This is a genomic window from Vibrio sp. (assembly GCF_984391705.1).
Window position 1 is genome coordinate 1 of the sequence record NZ_CFHWOM010000028.1, and the last position, 20,123, is coordinate 20,123.

Consider the following 20,123-nt stretch of genomic DNA (forward strand, 5'->3'; position numbering starts at 1 on the left):
ACCCTGGAGGGGTTCCCGAGTGGCCAAAGGGATCAGACTGTAAATCTGCTGGCACTGCCTTCGATGGTTCGAATCCGTCCCCCTCCACCATATACATAAAACCAGCTCATTGAGCTGGTTTTTTTTGTATCCATCATTTGCTGATATTAGCTCTTCTAAAAAGCATAAAAAAAGCCCCGACTCTGCGGGGCAAGTACTAGAGCTTTCCAGTTCTAGCGAAGCAAACACTATAGGGGGTGTTAGCTTTGGAAAAGAATAATACGTGTCTCATAAGGCTTAAGTACCTGACGCAAAGAGACCTCACCTTCTAGCGGATAGTTACCCAATAAATACGTCGCATCCGAAAGCTTAAGTTCACTTGGCAATACGCACTCCGTTTCTTCAGCGTAAAAGTTATTCAAACAGATCAGCGTTTGTGTCTTTGACTTACGCTGGTAACCAAACACGGCTTCGTGCTCAGGGTAAAGATCTTGGTAGCTACCCGTGGTAATAACCTCAACACCCTTACGCAACTCGATCAACTTCTTATAAAAGTGAAATACTGAGTCATTATCAGCAACTGCCTGCTCTGCGTTAATCTCTGTGTAGTTCTGAGCGACTTCTAGCCAAGGTTGCCCTTTAGAAAAACCTGCGTAGGCATCTCTGCTCCACTGCATTGGAGTTCGAGAGTTATCACGGGACTTTTGCGCAAGTATGGCGATCATATCTTCATGGCTAACACCTTGCTCATTGAGCATGATGTCATACATATTAGTGCTCTCGACATCTCGATATTGTTCTATCGAAGTATAACCAGGATTGGTCATGCCGATTTCTTCACCTTGGTAGATATAAGGTGTTCCCTGCATCATATGGACAGATGCTCCAAGCATTTTTGCAGATTCCACTCGATAGTTTTGATCGTCACCTAAGCGGCTCACCACTCGTGGCTGATCGTGGTTACACCAAAACAGTGCCCCCCACCCTTTACCATTTAAACCGGTTTGCCAGTGGTTAAAAATCTGCTTTAGTTGGATGAAATCAAATGGCGCTTTGGTCCACTTCTCACCATTTGGGTAATCCACTTTTAGGTGATGGAAGTTAAACACCATCGACAGTTCTTTGTTGTCTAAAGAAGAGTATTGTTGGCAGTGCTCTAGTGTGGTTGAGGACATTTCTCCTACCGTTACACTGCCATATTTTTGGAACACCGCTTCACTGATCTCTTGCAAGTATTCATGTACACGTGGACCATCGGTATAGAAACGGCGACCATCCCCTACGTTGTCATTAGGAAAGTCTTGTTGCTTAGAAATGAGATTAATGACGTCTAGGCGAAAGCCATCAACGCCTTTCTCAGCCCAAAAGCTGATCACTTCTTTCACTTCAGCGCGAACTTTAGGGTTTTCCCAATTTAAATCAGCTTGCTCTTTGGCGAACAAATGGAGGAAGTATTGGCCTGTTTGTGTATCCAACTCCCACGCACTACCGCCAAACTTGGACTGCCAATTGTTTGGGATATCACCATTAACGGGGTCTTTCCAAATATAGTAGTCACGGTAAGGACTATTCTTGTCACCAAGTGCAGACTGGAACCAGTGGTGCTCAGTGGAAGTATGGTTGACGACAATATCCATAATGATGCGAATACCACGTTGGTGCGCCTCTGCAAGCAGCTGGTCAAAATCTTCCATGGTGCCAAAGTCTGGGTTGATGGCGTAGTAATCTGAAATATCGTAACCATTGTCTATCATCGGCGATTCATACACAGGCGTTAACCAAATCGCATCAACTCCTAAAAGCTTTAAGTAATCTAGCTTAGAAATAATGCCTTGAATATCTCCCGTGCCTTTATTGCCACTATCACAAAAGCTCTTGGGGTAAATCTGATAAATCGAGGCGGTTTTCCACCAGTTTGCATCGTTCGTGATTACGGACATGATTAAACTCACTTACCTAAAAATAAATCTGAAAAGGAAGTAGCGGCACATAGAGTCAAAAAGCCGCTACTCCAAAATGGTGGTTATTGCTGGTTAGGCGTTTGCTGTTTCAAGCTCGCCTTTTGACTCTGCGCGTTTGTAGAAGAACAAAGTCAGTGCAGCAGGGAGAGCAATCGCAACAAGCATTGCAATGGCGTAGATTCCCCAGAACTGTGGTTGAATAGATAAGATACCTGGCAAACCGCCTACACCAATACCATTCGCCATTACCCCTGCACTTCCACAAATCGCAGCTGCCATCGCGCTACCGATCATTGCGCTAAGCATTGGGAACTTGTATTTCAGGTTGATGCCGTACATCGCAGGTTCTGTCACACCTAGGTAAGCCGAAATCGCAGCCGGAACAGAAATATCACGTTCACCATGTTTTTTGCTGATGAGAATGATGCCGACAACCGCAGAGGCTTGAGCAATGTTTGACAGTGCAATTAGAGGCCAGATTGGTGTACCACCCAGTTCTTGCATTAGCTGCAGGTCAACCGCGTTGGTGGTGTGATGAATACCAGTAATCACTAATGGGGCATAAAGGAAACCAAACACCATTGAACCAATCACAGCAAAGTCACCCGTCATCGCCGCTTTTGCAGCAAAAGCCACACCATCACCTAACACGCGGCCAAATGGGCCAATAAGTGAATGAGCAAGTACAACCGATAGAATGATTGAGACAAAAGGAACGACTACTAAGTAAAGGTATGAAGGAACAATACGCTTGAGGTTAGTTTCAATAAACGCCAGCGCAACACCGGCCAACATTGCTGGAATTACCTGAGCCTGATAACCAACCTTTTCTATCACGAATAGGCCAAAGTCCCATACTTCCGGTACTTGCTTACCAATCAAATAAGCATTCATCAACTGAGGTGACACCAAGGTTACACCCAATGTAATACCGAGAATCGGTGTACCACCAAGCTTTTTAACCGTCGACCAACATACGCCAACAGGTAAGAAGAAGAAGATCGCCTCACCAATCAACCACAAGAAGCTATGGACTGTTGCCCAGAATTGGCTGATTTCCGTCAGAGATTGACCATCAAACATCTTGATGTCGCCAATAACGTTACGGAAACCTAAAATCAAACCGCCCGTAATAATCGCAGGAAGTAGCGGTACAAAAATTTCAGCTAAATGGGAGATACCGCGCTCAAGGATGTTCATGTTCTGGCGAGCTGCAAGTTTGGCTTCATCTTTTGATGCTGCCGTTTGCCCTGTTAGTTCAATCAGCACTTTATAGACTTCATCGACTTCCGTGCCTACAACCACTTGGAACTGGCCTGCATTGGTAAAACAGCCTTTTACCATCGGCAGTGCTTCCAGCTCTTTCTCACTCGCTTTTTCAGTATCGTTTAGTACAAAGCGAAGGCGTGTTAAGCAGTGGCTAACGCTCGCGATATTGTCGCGCCCACCGACCAACTCAATCAGACGCTCAACTTCTTGTTTCGCAATCTTACTCATATCCATGTCCACCCTAATTGGATTCTCATTCATGTCTAAATCAATATCAGACTTTTTAACTGACTGTTCTTACTGACTTGCTTTTATATTTATGGGAACGTTCCCTTTTGTGTTTATTATATTGTCAGATCTAATACCAGATAAAAATGGGAACAATCCCATTAATTGAATAAGATCACAGTATAATTTTAAATCACTTTGAAAATAATGGTTTAGAGAGCGAGAGGATCTTGGGTAAGGTGAACTTGTTCTTGTTCACCATTTATATGTGAAATCAGAAGGTTAGCCGACTTTTCCCCAGCTAAAGAATATCCAGGATCAATACTAAAGACCTTAGGGAAGAGAAACGAAAGTAGCTCATTGCCACCAACACCTGTCACAACAACATCTTCACGATTTAATTCTTGTAAGCGCTTGATGACACCAAGTGCCAATGTATCACTGGCACATACTATTGCTTGGGTTTTCGTCGTTAGTACATTGTCCACCAACAAATAGGCACTCTCATGGTTTAGTTGTCCCGTCTGATAATTAGACTCAATCCCTTTTGATTGACACCACTCTAAGTAGGCGTTCAGACGAAGTTTACCCGTAGTTTTATCACTTGGGTCAACACCAATAAAAGCGATATGCTCTAGCTGTTTTTGCTCTAGGAACTCAAGAGCCTTAGTGATCACCTGCCTATTGTCGTAGTTGATCGATGACACCTCATCGGTATCCATGGCAATAACGACACTGCGATTTTGCCAACTAGACAGTTGGGTAACATCAAAATCACTAAAGCCAAATACTATCACGCCATCTACATTACGCTTTTTCAGCACGTCTAAGTGATCGTTAGTTTTATCACGATCAAATTGGCTTTCCATAATGACAACATCATAGCCTGCTGCATATAAGGTGTTGAGCATACTGCCGACAGCTTTGTTTTCCGACGGGGAATCTAGACGAGAAATAATAACCCCTACCACCTTCTGACTGCCTCCGCGCATCGCTTGCGCAGATTTAGAAGGCACATAACCAGATTCTTGAATTACTTGCTCTACTTTCGCTCGCGTCGCAGGCTTTACTTTCGGGTCATTAGTTAAAACTCGAGAAACGGTCGATTTTCCGACACCTGACAGCTTAGCGATATCAAGAATGGTTAGTTTTTTTTTCATTGCTGTTTATGGCTTCCTAGCAGTTTCATAATGGGAATACAGAGCGCTAAAGGTTCACTGTTCGATTTGGCAATTTTTATAGATAACGCGACCTAATTCCAAACGCGCTTCCTCTCCCTTAGTGTATAAGGTTACTGGATTGAGCTTTTCTGCAGTTCCGTCATCTAAGATGTATTTCGTGCCGGAACCGGATGGCATTTGAATCAAACGATAGTCATGCTTTGGTAGTCTCAGTAGCGCTTTGTCTTGCTTAGACATATAGCCAACCTGAAACGATTTACCTGACTCGCACAAATACGTTTTCCATTCGCCCTTAAAGCTATTTGGCGACTCAATGGCAGATTGAGTACAGCCCATCAGGCTGAGCAAAGCGGAAAAAATTAACGTTCGTTTTTTCATAGCAACCTCCAAACAAGTAAGGGCCGCATTAGCGACCCTTTCTATATTACTTAGCAAGATAGGCTGGTACGTCCTTAATGCTGTCCAATACTGCTGAAGCTAAAGCTTCGCCTTTTTCTGTCACAGGCTTACCAGTACGAACAAGAATTTTGGTTCCGACTTCAGCGGCATCAGCAGCCATCATATCTTCTGCTTTGTCACCAACCATCACAGAGTTAGCCATATCGATTTTAAGAAAATCGCGCGCAGAGATAAACATGCCCGGCTTTGGCTTACGGCAGCTACAGTCTTCTTTGTATTTACCTTGGCCATGTTCAGCATGGTGCGGGCAGTAGTAAAAACCATCAAACTCAACGCCATTGTCGACAAAGTTCCAGTCCATCCACTGAGTTAAGTCTAGGAAGCGGTCTTCACTAAACTTACCACGTGCAATACCAGACTGGTTAGTCACCAAGACAAGCAAGTAGCCCATCTCTTTCAGTTTCTTCGTCGCTTCAAACACGCCTTCGATAAATTCAAAATCGTGCTCATCGTGGACATAGCCATGATCTACGTTAATCACGCCATCACGATCTAAAAAGACTGCTGGTTTAGCCAAAATATGCTTCTCTATCTGTTTTTATTCGGGTCTATTGACCTAGTAATACTAAGAATTATTGCACGCTTTATTTCTTTCATCACTATCTAATTACCAATCGATTGAGCAAAACAACCATTTAGACGTCTAGACGTAAAAATATCTATTGACAGAAAACACGCGAGACCATAGCATCATCTACTAAATGAGATGTAGTTCAAAATTATCTACTGCTTCAAGGTAATCTGATTAGCGAGTTTCTCGATGATTGAAATTAATCAAGTTAACAAGGTGTTCTACCAGGGTACAAAGGAAATCAATGCCCTGAAAGACATAAACCTGCACATTCCTCAAGGAACGATTTTCGGCGTTATTGGCTCTTCTGGAGCAGGGAAAAGTACACTCATTCGCTGTGTAAACATGTTAGAGGCGCCAACCAGTGGCTCTATCATTGTCGACGGAGTAGACCTGACTAAGCTATCTAAATCTGAGCTTAGTAAAACCCGTCGTAATATCGGTATGATTTTCCAGCACTTTAACCTACTTTCTTCTCGTACTGTATTCAATAATGTTGCTTTACCGCTTGAATTAGCGGGTATCGATAAAGAGCAAATTACGGCAAAAGTAACAGAGCTACTTAAGCTAGTCGGCCTTGCGGACAAACATGAAAGCTACCCGTCTAACTTAAGCGGTGGGCAAAAGCAGCGTGTTGCTATCGCGCGTGCACTGGCATCAGATCCGAAAGTTCTACTGTGTGATGAAGCCACCAGCGCACTCGATCCAGCAACCACTCAATCTATTCTTGAACTGCTAAAAGAGATTAACCGAAAACTGAACATCACAATGCTACTTATCACCCATGAAATGGACGTGGTAAAAAGCATCTGTCATGAAGTCGCAATTATCGGTGGCGGTGAACTAGTAGAGAAAGGCACGGTCGGTGAAATCTTTGCTCACCCAAAAACCGAACTGGCACATGAGTTCATTCGTTCAACACTGGACTTATCAATCCCTGAAGATTACCAAGCGCGCTTAAAAGAGACTCGTGTGGAAGGCAGTTACCCACTGGTTCGTTTAGAGTTTACTGGTGCCACGGTTGATGCTCCACTGATGACGCAAATCGCGCGTAAATTCAATATCGATGTGAGTATCTTAAGCTCAGACCTTGATTACGCTGGCGGAGTTAAATTCGGAATGATGGTCGCTGAGCTGTTCGGTAACGAACAAGACGACAATGCTGCAATCGAATTCCTACGTGAACATAACGTAAAAGTAGAGGTGCTAGGTTATGTCCTTTAACACAGTTTCAGAATGGCTGAGCCTTAACGGCAATCTCTTGATCGGTGCGACTTGGGAAACCCTATATATGGTTGCTGTGGCTGGCATCGTTGGTTTCGCGGTTGGAATTCCGTTAGGCGTTATCCTACATACAACCAAGAAAGGTGGCTTACTCGAAAATACTAAGCTTAACGGTGTTCTTGGCGCTATTGTCAATATTGGCCGTTCAGTTCCCTTCTTGGTACTCATGGTTGCAATTATTCCGGTCACAAAAATCCTTGTGGGCACCTTTATCGGTACAACAGCGGCGATTGTGCCATTGACCATTGGTGCAATTCCATTTGTCGCTCGCTTAATTGAAGGGGCGCTACTTGAAGTACCTACAGGTTTGGTAGAAGCCGCGCAATCGATGGGTGCAACACCGATACAAATCATTTCTAAGGTACTGCTTCCTGAAGCACTACCAACGATTGTTAACTCAGTCACTATTACGCTAGTTACACTAGTCAGTTACTCAGCGATGGCGGGGACTGTTGGTGGTGGTGGTTTAGGAGACGTTGCAATTCGTTACGGATTCCACCGCTACGATGTGGTCATCATGGCCGTAACCGTCGTGATGCTGATTATTTTGGTTCAAATTATTCAATCTATCGGCGATGCCATTGTACGCCGTGTCGATCACAGATAAAAATTACTCGATTTATTACAAGGAGATAGTCATGAAATTCAATCTTAAAGGTCTTTTGGCAATTGCCGCCGCTGCATCAGCATTAGTTCTATCTGGTTGTGGTGAAAAAGCCGCTGACAACAGCAAAATCAAAGTTGGCGTAATGGCAGGTGCTGAGGCACAAGTTGCTGAAGTAGCTGCGAAAGTAGCAAAAGAGCAATACGGCCTAGATGTTGAGCTTGTTACCTTCACTGACTACGTAACACCTAACGCAGCATTGGATGACGGTTCAATCGACATCAACGCATTTCAACATAAGCCGTACCTAGATCAGCAAGTTGCGGACCGTGGTTACAAGCTGACTATCGCGGGCAACACGTTCGTTTACCCAATAGCGGGTTACTCTAAGCAAGTAAAATCTGTAGATGAGATCCAAGAAGGTGCACGAATCGCAGTACCAAACGATCCAACTAACCTAGGGCGCTCACTGCTTCTTCTTGAGCAACAAGGTCTAATCGAGCTACGTGAAGGCGCTGGCCTGCTAGCAACGGTTCGTGATATCACTGCAAACCCGAAAAACATCTCAATTGTAGAGCTAGACGCAGCGCAACTACCTCGCTCTCTAGATGACGTAGCTCTATCTATCATCAACACGACTTACGCAAGCTCTATCAACCTAACTCCACAAAAAGATGGTGTATTTGTTGAAGACAAAGAGTCTCCATACGTAAACCTAATCGTTTCTCGTGAAGAAAACCTAAACGCTGAAAACGTTCAGAACTTTGTGAAGTCTTACCAAACGGAAGAAGTTTACACAGCAGCATCAGAAATCTTCCAAGGTGGCGTAGTTAAAGGCTGGTAATCGCTTCCTAGATGAATTCAAACTGTAAGGGCTGGCATTTATGTGTCAGCCCTTTTATTTACTCTTCTCTGTATTCTTCTCGTAAGCTTTCAAAATAGTTATCAATGAGATAGTCATATCTACCGTCTTGCTTCATCGCCTCTAGGACCGCATCAAATTTGTTCCGCAATAGTTGATGCTCACGTAGCTTCGAGAAAGCAATGTAGCTCGGTGTCTCTTCCAATGGCGGAGTAAGGATCATCAGAGACTCCTCTAACCCTTGAGAAACCAAAATGCTTCTCGCCCCAAATTCATTATTAACCCAAACATCTGCTCTGTTGGCTCTAACAAGCTGCGCGCAATCTTCGGTTTTATTGCGACGAAAGATGACCCGAAATACACCAGACGCCAATAAAGAATCCATTCGTTTTCCGTAACTCACCTTATTTACCGCGCAAATAGAAAGTAAGCTAAGATCACTTTCGAAAAAAATGTCGCTGCGTAATGCGCTGCCCGTTTTAGTAATCAAACTTATATTCTGCATGAACAATACCTGCTGACTATAATCAGCAAACGTCTCACGCTGCTCATTTTTAAAAGCAGTAAAAACAGCATCAGAGCGCCCATATTGAACATTGTTTAAAGCGCGTGCCCACGGCAAGACTTGAATACGGATCGGCTGATTCAACTCTGCAAATATCGTTTCAACTAACTCAACGGCAACCCCGGTGAGTTGACGACCACTATTATCCACATAAGGCGGGTAATCTAACGTCACTAACTGCAAAGTTGAGTTAGCAGACACAGCAAAGCATTGTAGGTATAACAAGTAAGTTAGAAAGAGCCTTAATCGCATAATTATTACGTCGAACAGCTCGTACATCGACTGGCGGTCGGCAGATTAAGTGATTCCAAGTCTCGCAACGCAAGCCCTCCCTAATGAGTCTTTTATAAGTAAAGTTCACTCATAAAGGTTGTCAAACTAAACACCAGAGACAAAAAAGCCGGAGTTAAAACTCCGGCTTTCAATCAATAAGTTAAATGCTAACTTAAGGCGTGTAGTACGTGGCTGCGCCTGGGCCTACTGGTAGACCAAATACGAATACCCATAGGTAGAACAGTACGCTCCAACCGACAATGAAGACGATTGAGTAAGGCAGCATGGTCGCGATCAGCGTACCAATACCTAGGTTCTTCATGTAACGTGTTGCTACCGCAAGAATTAGACCGAAGTAGCTCATCATTGGAGTGATGATGTTAGTCGTTGAATCACCAATACGGTAAGCCGCCTGAATCGTTTCTGGCGCGTAGCCAACCAACATTAGCATTGGAACGAAGATTGGCGCAGTTACAGCCCACTGAGCTGATGCTGAACCGATCATTAGGTTAATGAAGCCACACATTAGGATGAATGCGAAGAACAGCATTGGGCCTGTTAGACCGATTTCCTGTAGGAAGCTTGCGCCCGCTACTGCGAATACCTGGCCAAAGTTAGTCCACTTGAAGAAGGCAACGAACTGAGCGGCGAAGAATACAAGTACGATGTACATGCCCATAGAAGACATAGACTTCGCCATTGCATCAATTACGTCACGATCAGTCTTCATAGAGCCTGTTACTTTACCGTAGACGAAACCTGGGATTGCAAAGAAGACAAAGATAAACGCGACGATACTTTTCAGGAATGGCGAACCTGCCACTGTACCTGTCGCTGAACGTAGAACGCCGTCTTCAGGAACGATTGTCCAAGCAAGAAGTGCTGATACAGCAACAACCGCTAGACCTGCCAGTTTCAGACCTTTCTTCTCAACGTCTGTTAGCTTGCCCATTGAATCATTAGAGAGATCTTCAGACGCTTCTTCATCATTGTATTTACCAAGTTTTGGCTCAACGATTTTCTCAGTGACGAACGCACCCGTAATGGCAATAAAGAAGGTTGATACGAACATGAAGTACCAGTTCACTTCTGGGCCAACTGTGTAAGATGGGTCAATCATCTGAGCGGCTGTCTCTGTGATACCAGAAAGCAGCGGATCAACCGTACCGATCAGAAGGTTTGCCGAGTAGCCACCTGATACACCTGCAAATGCCGCAGCAAGACCTGCAAGTGGGTGACGACCTAAAGAGTGGAACAACATCGCTGCTAGCGGGATTAATACCACATAGCCTAGCTCAGATGCTGTATTTGAAATGATACCAGCAAACACGACGGTAACCGTCACCATACGCTGAGACGCACCCATAACCATGCCACGCATTGCTGCAGACAATAGGCCTGAGTGTTCAGCAATCGCAACGCCCAGCATAGCCACAAGCACTGTGCCTAACGGCGCAAAGCCAACAAAGTTTTTCACTAAGTTAGTGACGATCAGCTGTAAACCTTCTGCATTTAGCAGGCTTACTACGTGGATCATGCCGTCAGCAGCACGACCTTTCGCTCCTTCCGGGCGCGGGTCCATGACAGAGACTTCAAAGTAACCTGCAATACCAGATGTCACTAGAATAGCAACACAGAAAATAGCAAATAGAGTGATCGGATGGGGTAATAGGTTCCCCAAATATTCAACCGTATCTAGAAAGCGCGTAAAGAGTGGCTTTTTTGGCGAGTTTTGTTTAATCGAAGCAGATGAACTCATCTGTTCCCTCCTTGTAGTTATTCCTGCGCATTTGTGACTATTTTGTCAACAAAGCCTGCGCAGGTTACCCGACACGGAGTTTAAAATGAAACCCAAAATGTTACAAAATGTGTAAATAACAAAATATATTAACGCATTTTGCACATTTAATTAGCAAATTAAACCAAACAAATAAATATAGACAGCATTATAATTCATATAAATACATGCGTTCCGTTTATATTTCGTACACTATTTCTGGACGGCTTTAAATCGAGGATTAGTTTTGCAAATCACATAAAGTCGCCCTCTCCGCTTAACAATTTGGCAATCCGGGTGGCGACTTTTGGCACTCTTTAAAGATTTAACGACTTTCATTGGTTACTCCTTACCTTTACTAAATTGTCCAAATCGACGCTTAAAGTTAGCCACACGACCTTCTTGATGGATGACGCGTTGCTTACCTGTGTAAAACGGATGCGACTTAGACGAAACCTCAATTGTAAAATACGGGTAAGTCTTGCCATCTTTCCACTCGATAGTGCGATCGGTTTGCAGAGTAGAGCCAATCAAAAAATATTCATCAATGCTCGTATCGTGGAAAACAACGGTTCGATACTCAGGGTGGATATTAGGTTGCATAAAACCTCCTTTGGTTAATTGTTATGTTATAACATATTAAATGATAATTATTATCACAAGGTTTTACTAGCTATTTCTATGTTATTTTTAATCAACCACTATTTGGAGAGATTAAAATGCACTCCGTAGAGCCTATCGGTTTTATTGAAAGTCCATACAAAGAAAAGTTTGCCGTTCCTAGACAACCAAGGCTTGTTCCTTCTGCCACATCTCGTGTGCGCTTAGCAGGACAAGCGAATTGTCTTGAAGCCGTGCGTGGCATCGAGCAATTCAGTCATGTGTGGTTACTGTTTTTGTTTGACCAAAATCTGGCAGCAGGCTGGAAGCCAACAGTCAGGCCGCCACGCTTGGGCGGAAATGAACGTATCGGTGTCTTAGCATCACGCTCGACATTCAGACCCAACGGGATTGGTATGTCAGCGGTTGAGTTAAAAGGTGTCACGACCAAGGGCGATCAAGTCTATCTCGAGTTAGGTAATGTCGATTTGGTCGACAACACCCCGATCGTGGACATCAAACCTTACATCCCATATTCAGATTCAATTGCCGACGCTCAAGGTGGCTATGCCGAACAAGCGCCTGACACCATCAATGTCATCTTCAGCGAAACAGCACAAAAAGCGCTTATTGGACGAACTCAAAGTTCAATGGAAATGGACGTGATCAAACAAGTTCTGGCGCAAGATCCTCGTCCTGCGTATAAGAAGAACAAGCCTGACAATAAGGAATATGCCGTTAACTTATTCGACTTGAATGTAAAATTCATCGTAGAAGGCAATTTCATTACGGTTACAACGATTGAGTGCTTTTGACAAAGCCAATTGGCTGATATTATAGACGGCTTAACAAATTTCCCTGTTTTGGGATTTCATGCTCCTGTCCATTCCGGCTTGAGTCATCAACTTTAATAAACGGATAAATTTAATGCGTACCAGTAATTATCTTCTTTCTACTCTGAAGGAGACTCCAAACGACGCAGAAGTAGTAAGCCACCAGCTTATGCTACGTGCAGGTATGATCCGTAAGCTAGCTTCAGGTCTTTACACCTGGCTACCTACTGGTCTACGTGTATTGCGTAAAGTCGAAAACATCGTTCGTCAAGAGATCGACAATGCAGGTGCTGTCGAAACTCTGATGCCCGTTGTTCAGCCGTTTGAACTTTGGGAAGAGACAGGTCGCAGCGAGAAGATGGGTCCTGAGCTACTTCGCTTTACTGACCGTCACACGCGTCCGTTTGTTCTTAGCCCAACAGCGGAAGAAGTAATCACTAGCCTAGTGCGTAATGAAGTGAGCTCTTACAAACAGCTACCGCTAAACCTTTACCAGATCCAAACTAAGTTCCGTGATGAGCGTCGTCCTCGTTTTGGCGTAATGCGTGCACGTGAATTCTGCATGATGGATGCATACAGCTTCGACATCGATAAAGAAGGTCTAGAGAAATCTTACCAAGCAATGCACGATGCTTACTGTAAAGCATTCGATCGCATGGGCCTTGAGTACCGCCCTGTACTGGCTGACTCTGGCGCTATCGGTGGTAGCGGCTCTCAAGAGTTCCACGTACTAGCAGAAAGTGGCGAAGACCTAATCGCATTCTCTACTGAGTCTGATTACGCAGCGAACATCGAAAAAGCAGAAGCAGCAGCGCCTGCAGGTGAGCGTGCTGAGCCAACTCAAGAGATGACGCTGGTTGATACGCCAAACGCGAAAACAATCGCTGAGCTTGTTGAACAGTTCGACATGCCTATCGAGAAGACAGTTAAGACGCTTTTCGTTAAAGCATCTGATGAAGTAGACGCAGATATCATCGCGCTTATCATCCGTGGCGACCACGAGCTAAACGAAGTGAAAGCGGAAAACCTTCCTCAAGTAGCAGCTCCTCTAGAGATGGCTACAGAAGAAGAAATTCGTACACTGATTGGCGCAGGCCCTGGCTCTCTAGGCCCAGTAAACCTTGAACTGCCATTCATTGTTGACCGCACAGTAGCTGTAATGAGCGACTTCGGCGCAGGCGCTAACATTGATGACAAACACTACTTCGGTATCAACTGGGGTCGTGACGTTGAGCTAGGCCAAGTTGAAGATCTACGTAACGTAGTAGAAGGCGATCCAAGCCCATGTGGTCAAGGTACGCTAATGCTTAAACGTGGTATCGAAGTTGGCCACATCTTCCAGCTAGGTAAAGCCTACTCAGAAGCAATGAACTGTGGTGTTCTTGGTCCTGACGGTAAGAACGTTATCCTAGAGATGGGTTGTTACGGTATCGGTGTATCACGTGTTGTTGCTTCTGCAATCGAGCAGAACCACGACAAATACGGCATCATCTGGCCAGACGCACTAGCACCTTTCCAAGTTGCTATCGTTCCTATGAACATGCACAAGTCTGAAGAAGTGAAAGAAGCGGCTGAGAAGCTGTACGCTGAACTGACGGCTATGGGTATCGAAGTACTGTTCGATGACCGTAAAGAGCGCCCAGGCGTTATGTTCTCTGATATGGAGCTTATCGGCGTTCCTCACACTATCGTGATCGGTGACCGTTCTATGAAAGAAGGCAACTTTGAGTACAAGAACCGCCGTTCTGGTGAGAAGACTGCAGTAGCGATGGCTGACATCGTTGAGCACGTAAAAGCGCAACTTGCTTAAGTTGTCTAACGCTTAAATACCAAAAAGGCTGATGTTTTTACATCAGCCTTTTTTCTATCTCACTTTCTTAGCAAAACCATTAAAGTACGAGGAGTTTTGCGTCAACCCCGTTATTTCACCCTCATCAGAGAACTCAAAACGAAACGTCGATTCAAATTCAAATGGCTTATACAAGTTATCGGCTATTTTATGCATCACATAGGGATCTTGCTGAAAGCCTTGCACATATAGCATCCCATTGCGTATGAAGACATCAGCGTAAAAGCTATCATCATACTTGTAGCGTCCAACGTAGCGCTTCAGCTCCGTTTCATCATTCTCAAACACTTCGGTTTGATTCAATGGATAGTCAGGCCAATTTTCGACTTGAGAAATAGCGCGAATCACCTCAAGCGCAAGTTGATCACCTTTCTGCCCATTCGTCAGAACAGCTGCCCCAGTACCAAGGTTAGGATACAGTACAAAGTGAGACTCAAAACCATAATTAATCCCACCGTGGAAAACATAAGGTTCTTTTATCCCTGAACTGCGAAAGAAGCCTAATCCCATAAACATCGTCTCTGGGTAATTAATCCGTTGGATACTCTGCTGAGTCAACCATGACTCCTGTTTCCCTAGGTAAGCAAAGTGTACTGCAAGTAACAATTTGCTTAAATCATTTGGGGTAGTCCACAAGCCAGCTGCACTTTTAGCTCCGTATTTATGCCAGCCCTTCGGTACCCATACCCCGAATCGATAGGCAAAAGCATAGCTCCCGCTAGCCTCAGTAACGCTAGGTTGTTCAAAGCTTGAATGCCTCATCTGTAAGGGCTTAAATACTTCTTGATCAGCGATTGCCTCAAATGGCTTATTGAACACCTTTTCCAATACGTGCTGGATAAGAATATATCCGCCATTGGAGTATCGAAATTCGCCAAGTGCAGAGTCTTGCTTCAACCCTCCAAGCTGAGCGTCACTGCGTGTATAAGAGACGAGAGAAGGCAAAGGCAGTTCACTTTCAACACCAATATAACCAACATGATTAAAACCAGCTCGATGAGATAGCAACTGCCTCAACGTAACGGGTTGCTTCACCACTTTGGCAAAATCAGGGGCTAGCAATGGCTGTACATTGGCGTCTAGGTCAATCAGCCCTTTTTCCATCGCCCTTAATACGATTAAGGCAGTGACCGGTTTGCTGATAGAGGCCACTTGGTAACGCGTATTTTGGTTGGCTTGCTTACCCTCTTTGCCCACCAACCCTACGACATAGCTCCAATCGACTTGACCATTTTTAAACGTCGAGATGCTGATACTAGGAACTTGCCAAAACGCCATCCGCTCATCAATGGAGTAGTACGATTCAGGCTGGGACTCGTACTTATAGCTAGTAATGAGTTGTGATAGGGCTTGTGGCTCTGCTGCTAAAGCAACTTGGAACCAAACCAAAGGAAGAATGACTAACCACCTCATAACTCACCTACTTAAATTATTAAAAAACCCATTGATATTATTTCTATATCAATGGGTTAAATATAAACTTTCGATGCGTTATCAAAGCTTTGAGAACCAGCTCTCGAAATCTGAACTTTTACTCTAGCGGTTCTGTCGGCGCTTGGCTTGCCACTTTTTTAGGGGCAAAAGGGACTTCACTCAACTCATCGGCATTACCATCAATAAGCTCACCAAAATGGAAGATGCCAAATTCACCCGGCTTCATACGATGCCAAGTTTCATTTCCAGTAAGAGGCTGAGTTGCGATCACCGACACAATGTCATTTGGGGTCGTCTTTTCTTGGAAGTTAATCTCTACGTCTTCATCGATTAATGCGGCTTTACCAAAAGGGGCTCGACGAGTAATCCAATAAAGGTGGTTAGTACAGTAGGTCATCACGTACTCACCATCTGAAAGCAGCATGTTAAAGACACCTTTCTCACGCAACTTATCACAGCACTCTGCAACAAAGCGGAATACACCAACCATATCCTGAGGAGGTTCAGGGTAACGATCTTCCATCTGCTTCAGTAACCAACAGAAAGAGAGCTCACTATCGGTTTGACCTACAGGCCTATGACGACCCGTTTGCAAATCCTGATAGTCTGACAGTTGGCCATTGTGTGCAAAAGTCCAATAACGCCCCCACAATTCACGAGTGAACGGGTGAGTGTTTTCTAGGTTTACTCCCCCACGGTTGGCTTGCCTGATATGACTAACGACTGCACAGCTCTTAATCGGGTAGTTTTGCACTAGCTCAGCAATTTTGGATTTACAACTTGGGTTAGGATCTTTAAATGTACGAAATCCCTTACCTTCGTAGAAAGTGATCCCCCATCCATCTCGATGTGGGCCAGTATTTCCACCACGTTGTATCAATCCAGTAAAACTAAAACAGATGTCTGTTGGCACATTGGCGCTCATGCCGAGCAATTCACACATGGCTTACTAAACTCCCTTCATCCTTGCGTGCGGTTTGTTATTAAATAACACAAGCGCTAGCAAGTTTGCTAGCGCACATAGTTATAAGATAGAAAACGGTAATTAAGCGTTTTCCATTTCCTTTTCGATAAGCTGAATAACAATATGAATGATCTTAATATGGATCTCTTGGATACGGTCAGCATAACCAAAATGCGGTACACGAATTTCGATATCCGCTAGGCCAGCCATCTTGCCGCCATCTTTACCCGTCAACGCAATCGTCTTCATTCCTTTAGCTTGAGCTGCCTCAATTGCTTTCAAAATGTTCGCCGAGTTACCAGAGGTTGATAAACCAAATAGCACATCACCTTTAGAGCCGACCGCTTCTACATAGCGAGAAAAAACATGGTCATAGCCAAAATCATTACTCACACATGAAAGGTGGCTAGGATCAGAGATAGCAATACCAGGGTAGCCAGGGCGGTTTTCGCGATAACGACCTGTTAGTTCTTCAGCAAAGTGCATGGAGTCACAGTGAGAGCCACCGTTACCGCAAGAAAGCACTTTGCCGCCTTGCTTAAACGAATCAGCGATCATTTTTGCAGCCGATTCAATCTGAGCAATATTGTTCTCATCACTCAAAAATTTATTTAACACGTCAGCAGCTTCTAGCAACTCGCTCTTAATCAGATCATGGTACATAGGGCTATCTCTAATTATTGTTCGTTAATAGGCGTGCTCGATGCATCGCCAAGCTTATGTGATGAGTTTACTCAAACATGGCTTAGTGTCGATAGCTGTCGGTTAACAAATCCACCTTTATTGCAATACATTGCTCATAAAAACAGCACCACCAAGCATTTTTAGAATTTTCACTCTACTTAGATCACTTTTTGAACACTTTCGGGTTTTACATTTTATTAATGTTTTGATTACAATTTACTGGTACGACCTCTTACTAGTTCGCGACGTAAATCGTCGAGAGTACGTCGAATAAGGAAAATAAAATATGGACATCTTGCTCTCTATACTCGGCTTCACTGTTGTATTGGCGACCTGCCTATACCGAAGAAGCACATTAGTCACTTCTGTAATCGCTCTCACTGCCACTATGATTGCTCTATCTTGGCTTGGTAGTGTGGGGTCAATCAGTTGGCTTCTCTATGTAGCCGCAGTTGTCGTTTTAGGTATCCCGTCAGTTAGACAATCTCTTATCAGCAAAAAAGCGCTTAGCCTATTCAAAAAAGTGCTTCCGGCCATGTCTCAAACTGAAAAAGAAGCTCTAGATGCAGGCACCGTATGGTGGGAAGCGGACCTATTTAAAGGCAAACCAGATTGGAACAAATTACACGCAATCAAAGCCCCAACATTGAGCAAAGAAGAGCAAGACTTTTTAGATGGCCCAGTTGAAGAAGTGTGTGCCATGGTCAACGACTATCAAGTGACCCATGAGCTTGCAGACTTGCCACCTGAAGTATGGCAGTACCTAAAAGACAATAAATTCTTCGCTATGATCATCAAAAAGAAATATGGTGGTCTGGAATTTTCAGCATACGCTCAATCCTTGGTTCTACAGAAGCTAACTGGCGTTTCTGGCGTTCTATCATCAACGGTTGGTGTACCTAACTCTTTAGGTCCTGGTGAGCTATTGCAGCACTACGGTACTGAAGAGCAAAAAGACTACTATCTGCCGCGCCTTGCTGAAGGTAAAGAGATTCCATGTTTTGCACTCACTAGCCCAGAAGCAGGCTCTGATGCGGGTTCTATCCCAGATTACGGCGTGGTATGTAAAGGCGAGTGGCAAGGTGAAGAAGTCCTTGGTATGCGCCTCACTTGGAACAAGCGTTACATCACCCTTGCACCAGTGGCGACCGTTCTTGGCCTAGCCTTTAAACTTCGCGACCCTGACGGCCTACTAGGTGATAAGCAAGATCTTGGTATTACTTGTGCGCTGATTCCAACTGACCTAGACGGTGTGGAAATTGGTAACCGCCATTTCCCACTCAATGTTCCATTCCAAAATGGCCCGACCCGCGGCAATGATATCTTTGTTCCAATGGACTTCATCATTGGTGGTGAGAAAATGGCAGGACAAGGCTGGCGTATGCTGGTTGAGTGTCTCTCAGTAGGACGCGGTATCACGCTACCTTCAAACTCAACGGGTGGTATTAAAACTGCCGCGCTAGCGACAGGAGCATACTCTCGTATTCGCCGTCAGTTCAAACAACCTATCGGCCATATGGAAGGGGTTGAAGAGCCATTGGCACGCCTAGGTGGTAACGCTTACGTGATGGATGCAGCAAGCAACCTAACCGTGGCAGGTATCGACCTGGGTGAAAAACCGTCGGTGATCTCAGCTATCGTGAAATACCACTGTACGCACCGCGGCCAGCAGAGCATCATCGACGCGATGGACATTGTAGGTGGTAAAGGTATCTGTTTGGGCCCTTCTAACTTCCTAGCCCGTGGTTACCAAGGCGCCCCAATCGCTGTAACGGTAGAAGGTGCGAACATTCTCACTCGTTCAATGATCATCTTCGGTCAAGGTGCGATTCGTTGTCACCCTTACGTTTTAGAAGAAATGAATGCCGCTTACTCAGACGCTGGCGATGCTGTTGAAAAATTCGATAAAGCATTAGCGGGTCACGTAAGCTTCACCATGAGTAACCTAGTCCGCAGTTTCTGGTTAGGCCTAACAGATGGTCGAGGTTCTGAAGCTCCAGTGAAAGATGTGACAACTCGCTACTACCAGCAGCTAAACCGTTACAGTGCCAATATTGCCTTCTTATCTGATATCTCGATGGCTGTTTTAGGTGGTTCACTGAAACGCAAAGAGCGCTTATCTGCTCGACTAGGTGATATCTTAAGCCAGCTTTACTTAAGCTCTGCGACTCTAAAGCGTTACGAAAGTGATGGCCGTATCGTCGACGACCTCCCACTCGTACATTGGGGGCTGCAAGACAGCTTAAAGCAGACTGAACTAGCCATTGACGAGTTCTTAGCGAACTTCCCTAACAAGTGGCTAGGAAAAGCGCTGCGCCTTGTGATCTTACCATTTGGCCGCGTACGAAAAGCGCCAAGTGATAAATTAGACAGCCAAGTCGCTCGTATTCTACAAACCCCATCAGAAACGCGATCTCGAATTGGTCGCAACCAATATCTAACAGCGAGTGAGTTCAACCCAGCAGGCAAGATTGAACATGCGTTGGGTGTGATTCTAGAGGCAGAGCCTATGTTTGATAAAGTTTGTAAGGCACTGGGAGAGCGTCGACCATTCCTACGCTTGGATGTCATTGCTGACATCGGTTTAGAGAAAGGATTAATTGATAACAGCGAAGCGAACCTCTTACGTGATGCAGAGCAGCAGCGCCTGTATGTCATTAACGTCGATGACTTTGACCCGCAGGAACTGGCGGCAAAGCCACTAGAAGCAACGCTTCCAAACATGGATGAAGTTGCTTAACCTAGA

18 protein-coding genes and 1 tRNA gene are annotated in these 20,123 nt (G+C 44.7%); 7 read left to right on the plus strand and 12 right to left on the minus strand.

What is annotated here, in order from left to right; genetic code table 11:
* Positions 1 to 5: 5 nt before the first annotated feature.
* Positions 6 to 90, plus strand: a tRNA-Tyr gene (locus AC4MRV_RS14000).
* A 149-nt stretch (positions 91 to 239) separates the two neighbouring features.
* On the opposite strand, the gene treC is transcribed toward AC4MRV_RS14000, so the two are convergent.
* From treC to gmhB, 5 genes are all read right to left on the minus strand, one after another.
* On the minus strand, positions 240 to 1,919 hold the full coding sequence (gene treC / locus AC4MRV_RS14005) for an alpha,alpha-phosphotrehalase (protein ID WP_491187951.1): 1,680 nt from the start codon (positions 1,917 to 1,919) through the stop codon (positions 240 to 242).
* Positions 1,920 to 2,012: 93 nt separating this feature from the next.
* Positions 2,013 to 3,437, minus strand: a complete 1,425-nt coding sequence (gene treB, locus AC4MRV_RS14010) for a PTS trehalose transporter subunit IIBC (RefSeq protein WP_491187952.1) — start codon at positions 3,435 to 3,437, stop codon at positions 2,013 to 2,015.
* A gap of 212 nt (positions 3,438 to 3,649) precedes the next feature.
* Positions 3,650 to 4,597, minus strand: a complete 948-nt coding sequence (gene treR / locus AC4MRV_RS14015; RefSeq protein WP_491187953.1) for a trehalose operon repressor TreR — start codon at positions 4,595 to 4,597, stop codon at positions 3,650 to 3,652.
* Between the two features lie 54 nt (positions 4,598 to 4,651).
* The gene (locus AC4MRV_RS14020; RefSeq protein WP_491187954.1) at positions 4,652 to 4,996 is read right to left on the minus strand and encodes an MliC family protein; all 345 of its coding nucleotides are present in this window, start codon (positions 4,994 to 4,996) and stop codon (positions 4,652 to 4,654) included.
* 46 nt (positions 4,997 to 5,042) lie between these two features.
* Positions 5,043 to 5,594, minus strand: coding sequence for a D-glycero-beta-D-manno-heptose 1,7-bisphosphate 7-phosphatase (gene gmhB, locus AC4MRV_RS14025; protein WP_491187955.1), 552 nt, complete (start codon positions 5,592 to 5,594; stop codon positions 5,043 to 5,045).
* A 243-nt stretch (positions 5,595 to 5,837) separates the two neighbouring features.
* Here gmhB and metN point away from each other — a divergent pair, with 243 nt between their 5' ends.
* Genes metN through AC4MRV_RS14040 form a run of 3 tightly spaced genes read left to right on the plus strand, consistent with a single transcriptional unit; the run spans position 5,838 to position 8,380 of the window.
* Positions 5,838 to 6,872, plus strand: a complete 1,035-nt coding sequence (gene metN, locus AC4MRV_RS14030) for a methionine ABC transporter ATP-binding protein MetN (protein WP_491187956.1) — start codon at positions 5,838 to 5,840, stop codon at positions 6,870 to 6,872.
* Complete coding sequence (locus AC4MRV_RS14035; RefSeq protein WP_491187957.1) at positions 6,862 to 7,539, plus strand: methionine ABC transporter permease; 678 nt, start codon at positions 6,862 to 6,864, stop codon at positions 7,537 to 7,539. Before metN ends, AC4MRV_RS14035 begins: the two co-directional genes overlap by 11 nt.
* Positions 7,540 to 7,570: 31 nt before the next feature.
* Positions 7,571 to 8,380: a MetQ/NlpA family lipoprotein gene (locus tag AC4MRV_RS14040; protein WP_491187958.1), complete on the plus strand. Its 810-nt coding sequence runs from the start codon at positions 7,571 to 7,573 to the stop codon at positions 8,378 to 8,380.
* Between the two features lie 58 nt (positions 8,381 to 8,438).
* Here the strand turns inward: AC4MRV_RS14040 and AC4MRV_RS14045 are convergent, their stop codons facing one another.
* The 4 genes from AC4MRV_RS14045 to AC4MRV_RS14060 all read right to left on the minus strand — a co-directional run bounded on the left by AC4MRV_RS14045 (position 8,439) and on the right by AC4MRV_RS14060 (position 11,616).
* Entirely contained in the window at positions 8,439 to 9,215 is a 777-nt protein-coding gene (locus AC4MRV_RS14045) for a substrate-binding periplasmic protein (protein WP_491187959.1), read from the minus strand.
* A 193-nt stretch (positions 9,216 to 9,408) separates the two neighbouring features.
* Positions 9,409 to 10,995, minus strand: a complete 1,587-nt coding sequence (locus AC4MRV_RS14050; protein ID WP_491187960.1) for an AbgT family transporter — start codon at positions 10,993 to 10,995, stop codon at positions 9,409 to 9,411.
* A gap of 231 nt (positions 10,996 to 11,226) precedes the next feature.
* Positions 11,227 to 11,352, minus strand: coding sequence for a type B 50S ribosomal protein L36 (ykgO, locus tag AC4MRV_RS14055; RefSeq protein ID WP_005380299.1), 126 nt, complete (start codon positions 11,350 to 11,352; stop codon positions 11,227 to 11,229).
* A 3-nt stretch (positions 11,353 to 11,355) separates the two neighbouring features.
* A complete protein-coding gene (locus AC4MRV_RS14060) occupies positions 11,356 to 11,616 on the minus strand; it encodes a type B 50S ribosomal protein L31 (protein WP_491187961.1) in 261 nt (86 codons plus the stop codon).
* Between the two features lie 116 nt (positions 11,617 to 11,732).
* Here AC4MRV_RS14060 and tsaA point away from each other — a divergent pair, with 116 nt between their 5' ends.
* Together tsaA and AC4MRV_RS14070 are read left to right on the plus strand one after the other, a co-directional pair.
* Positions 11,733 to 12,428: a tRNA (N6-threonylcarbamoyladenosine(37)-N6)-methyltransferase TrmO gene (gene tsaA, locus AC4MRV_RS14065; RefSeq protein WP_491187962.1), complete on the plus strand. Its 696-nt coding sequence runs from the start codon at positions 11,733 to 11,735 to the stop codon at positions 12,426 to 12,428.
* Between the two features lie 112 nt (positions 12,429 to 12,540).
* Positions 12,541 to 14,256 carry a proline--tRNA ligase gene (locus AC4MRV_RS14070; RefSeq protein WP_491187963.1) on the plus strand — a complete coding sequence of 572 codons (1,716 nt, stop codon included), beginning with the start codon at positions 12,541 to 12,543 and terminating at the stop codon, positions 14,254 to 14,256.
* A 54-nt stretch (positions 14,257 to 14,310) separates the two neighbouring features.
* Here AC4MRV_RS14070 and AC4MRV_RS14075 read toward each other — a convergent pair whose 3' ends face one another.
* From AC4MRV_RS14075 to lpcA, 3 genes are all read right to left on the minus strand, one after another.
* Positions 14,311 to 15,708 (minus strand): serine hydrolase domain-containing protein, encoded by a 1,398-nt coding sequence (locus AC4MRV_RS14075; RefSeq protein WP_491187964.1) that lies wholly within the window; start codon positions 15,706 to 15,708, stop codon positions 14,311 to 14,313.
* 118 nt (positions 15,709 to 15,826) lie between these two features.
* A complete protein-coding gene (locus AC4MRV_RS14080; RefSeq protein ID WP_491187965.1) occupies positions 15,827 to 16,672 on the minus strand; it encodes a class II glutamine amidotransferase in 846 nt (281 codons plus the stop codon).
* Between the two features lie 102 nt (positions 16,673 to 16,774).
* A complete protein-coding gene (lpcA, locus tag AC4MRV_RS14085; protein WP_491187966.1) occupies positions 16,775 to 17,356 on the minus strand; it encodes a D-sedoheptulose 7-phosphate isomerase in 582 nt (193 codons plus the stop codon).
* 307 nt (positions 17,357 to 17,663) lie between these two features.
* Between lpcA and fadE the strand changes: the two genes are divergently transcribed.
* On the plus strand, positions 17,664 to 20,117 hold the full coding sequence (gene fadE, locus AC4MRV_RS14090; RefSeq protein ID WP_491187967.1) for an acyl-CoA dehydrogenase FadE: 2,454 nt from the start codon (positions 17,664 to 17,666) through the stop codon (positions 20,115 to 20,117).
* Positions 20,118 to 20,123: the final 6 nt, after the last annotated feature.

What these genes read in the sequence shown, in the direction of transcription:
- treC (WP_491187951.1), bottom strand. Translation starts at nt 1,919, where the DNA reads ATGTCCGTAATCACGAACGATGCAAACTGGTGGAAAACCGCCTCGATT.
- treB (WP_491187952.1), bottom strand. Translation starts at nt 3,437, where the DNA reads ATGAGTAAGATTGCGAAACAAGAAGTTGAGCGTCTGATTGAGTTGGTC.
- treR (WP_491187953.1), bottom strand. Translation starts at nt 4,597, where the DNA reads ATGAAAAAAAAACTAACCATTCTTGATATCGCTAAGCTGTCAGGTGTC.
- AC4MRV_RS14020 (WP_491187954.1), bottom strand. Translation starts at nt 4,996, where the DNA reads ATGAAAAAACGAACGTTAATTTTTTCCGCTTTGCTCAGCCTGATGGGC.
- metN (WP_491187956.1), top strand. Translation starts at nt 5,838, where the DNA reads ATGATTGAAATTAATCAAGTTAACAAGGTGTTCTACCAGGGTACAAAG.
- AC4MRV_RS14035 (WP_491187957.1), top strand. Translation starts at nt 6,862, where the DNA reads ATGTCCTTTAACACAGTTTCAGAATGGCTGAGCCTTAACGGCAATCTC.
- AC4MRV_RS14040 (WP_491187958.1), top strand. Translation starts at nt 7,571, where the DNA reads ATGAAATTCAATCTTAAAGGTCTTTTGGCAATTGCCGCCGCTGCATCA.
- AC4MRV_RS14045 (WP_491187959.1), bottom strand. Translation starts at nt 9,215, where the DNA reads ATGCGATTAAGGCTCTTTCTAACTTACTTGTTATACCTACAATGCTTT.
- AC4MRV_RS14050 (WP_491187960.1), bottom strand. Translation starts at nt 10,995, where the DNA reads ATGAGTTCATCTGCTTCGATTAAACAAAACTCGCCAAAAAAGCCACTC.
- ykgO (WP_005380299.1), bottom strand. Translation starts at nt 11,352, where the DNA reads ATGAAAGTCGTTAAATCTTTAAAGAGTGCCAAAAGTCGCCACCCGGAT.
- AC4MRV_RS14060 (WP_491187961.1), bottom strand. Translation starts at nt 11,616, where the DNA reads ATGCAACCTAATATCCACCCTGAGTATCGAACCGTTGTTTTCCACGAT.
- tsaA (WP_491187962.1), top strand. Translation starts at nt 11,733, where the DNA reads ATGCACTCCGTAGAGCCTATCGGTTTTATTGAAAGTCCATACAAAGAA.
- AC4MRV_RS14070 (WP_491187963.1), top strand. Translation starts at nt 12,541, where the DNA reads ATGCGTACCAGTAATTATCTTCTTTCTACTCTGAAGGAGACTCCAAAC.
- AC4MRV_RS14075 (WP_491187964.1), bottom strand. Translation starts at nt 15,708, where the DNA reads ATGAGGTGGTTAGTCATTCTTCCTTTGGTTTGGTTCCAAGTTGCTTTA.
- AC4MRV_RS14080 (WP_491187965.1), bottom strand. Translation starts at nt 16,672, where the DNA reads ATGTGTGAATTGCTCGGCATGAGCGCCAATGTGCCAACAGACATCTGT.
- lpcA (WP_491187966.1), bottom strand. Translation starts at nt 17,356, where the DNA reads ATGTACCATGATCTGATTAAGAGCGAGTTGCTAGAAGCTGCTGACGTG.
- fadE (WP_491187967.1), top strand. Translation starts at nt 17,664, where the DNA reads ATGGACATCTTGCTCTCTATACTCGGCTTCACTGTTGTATTGGCGACC.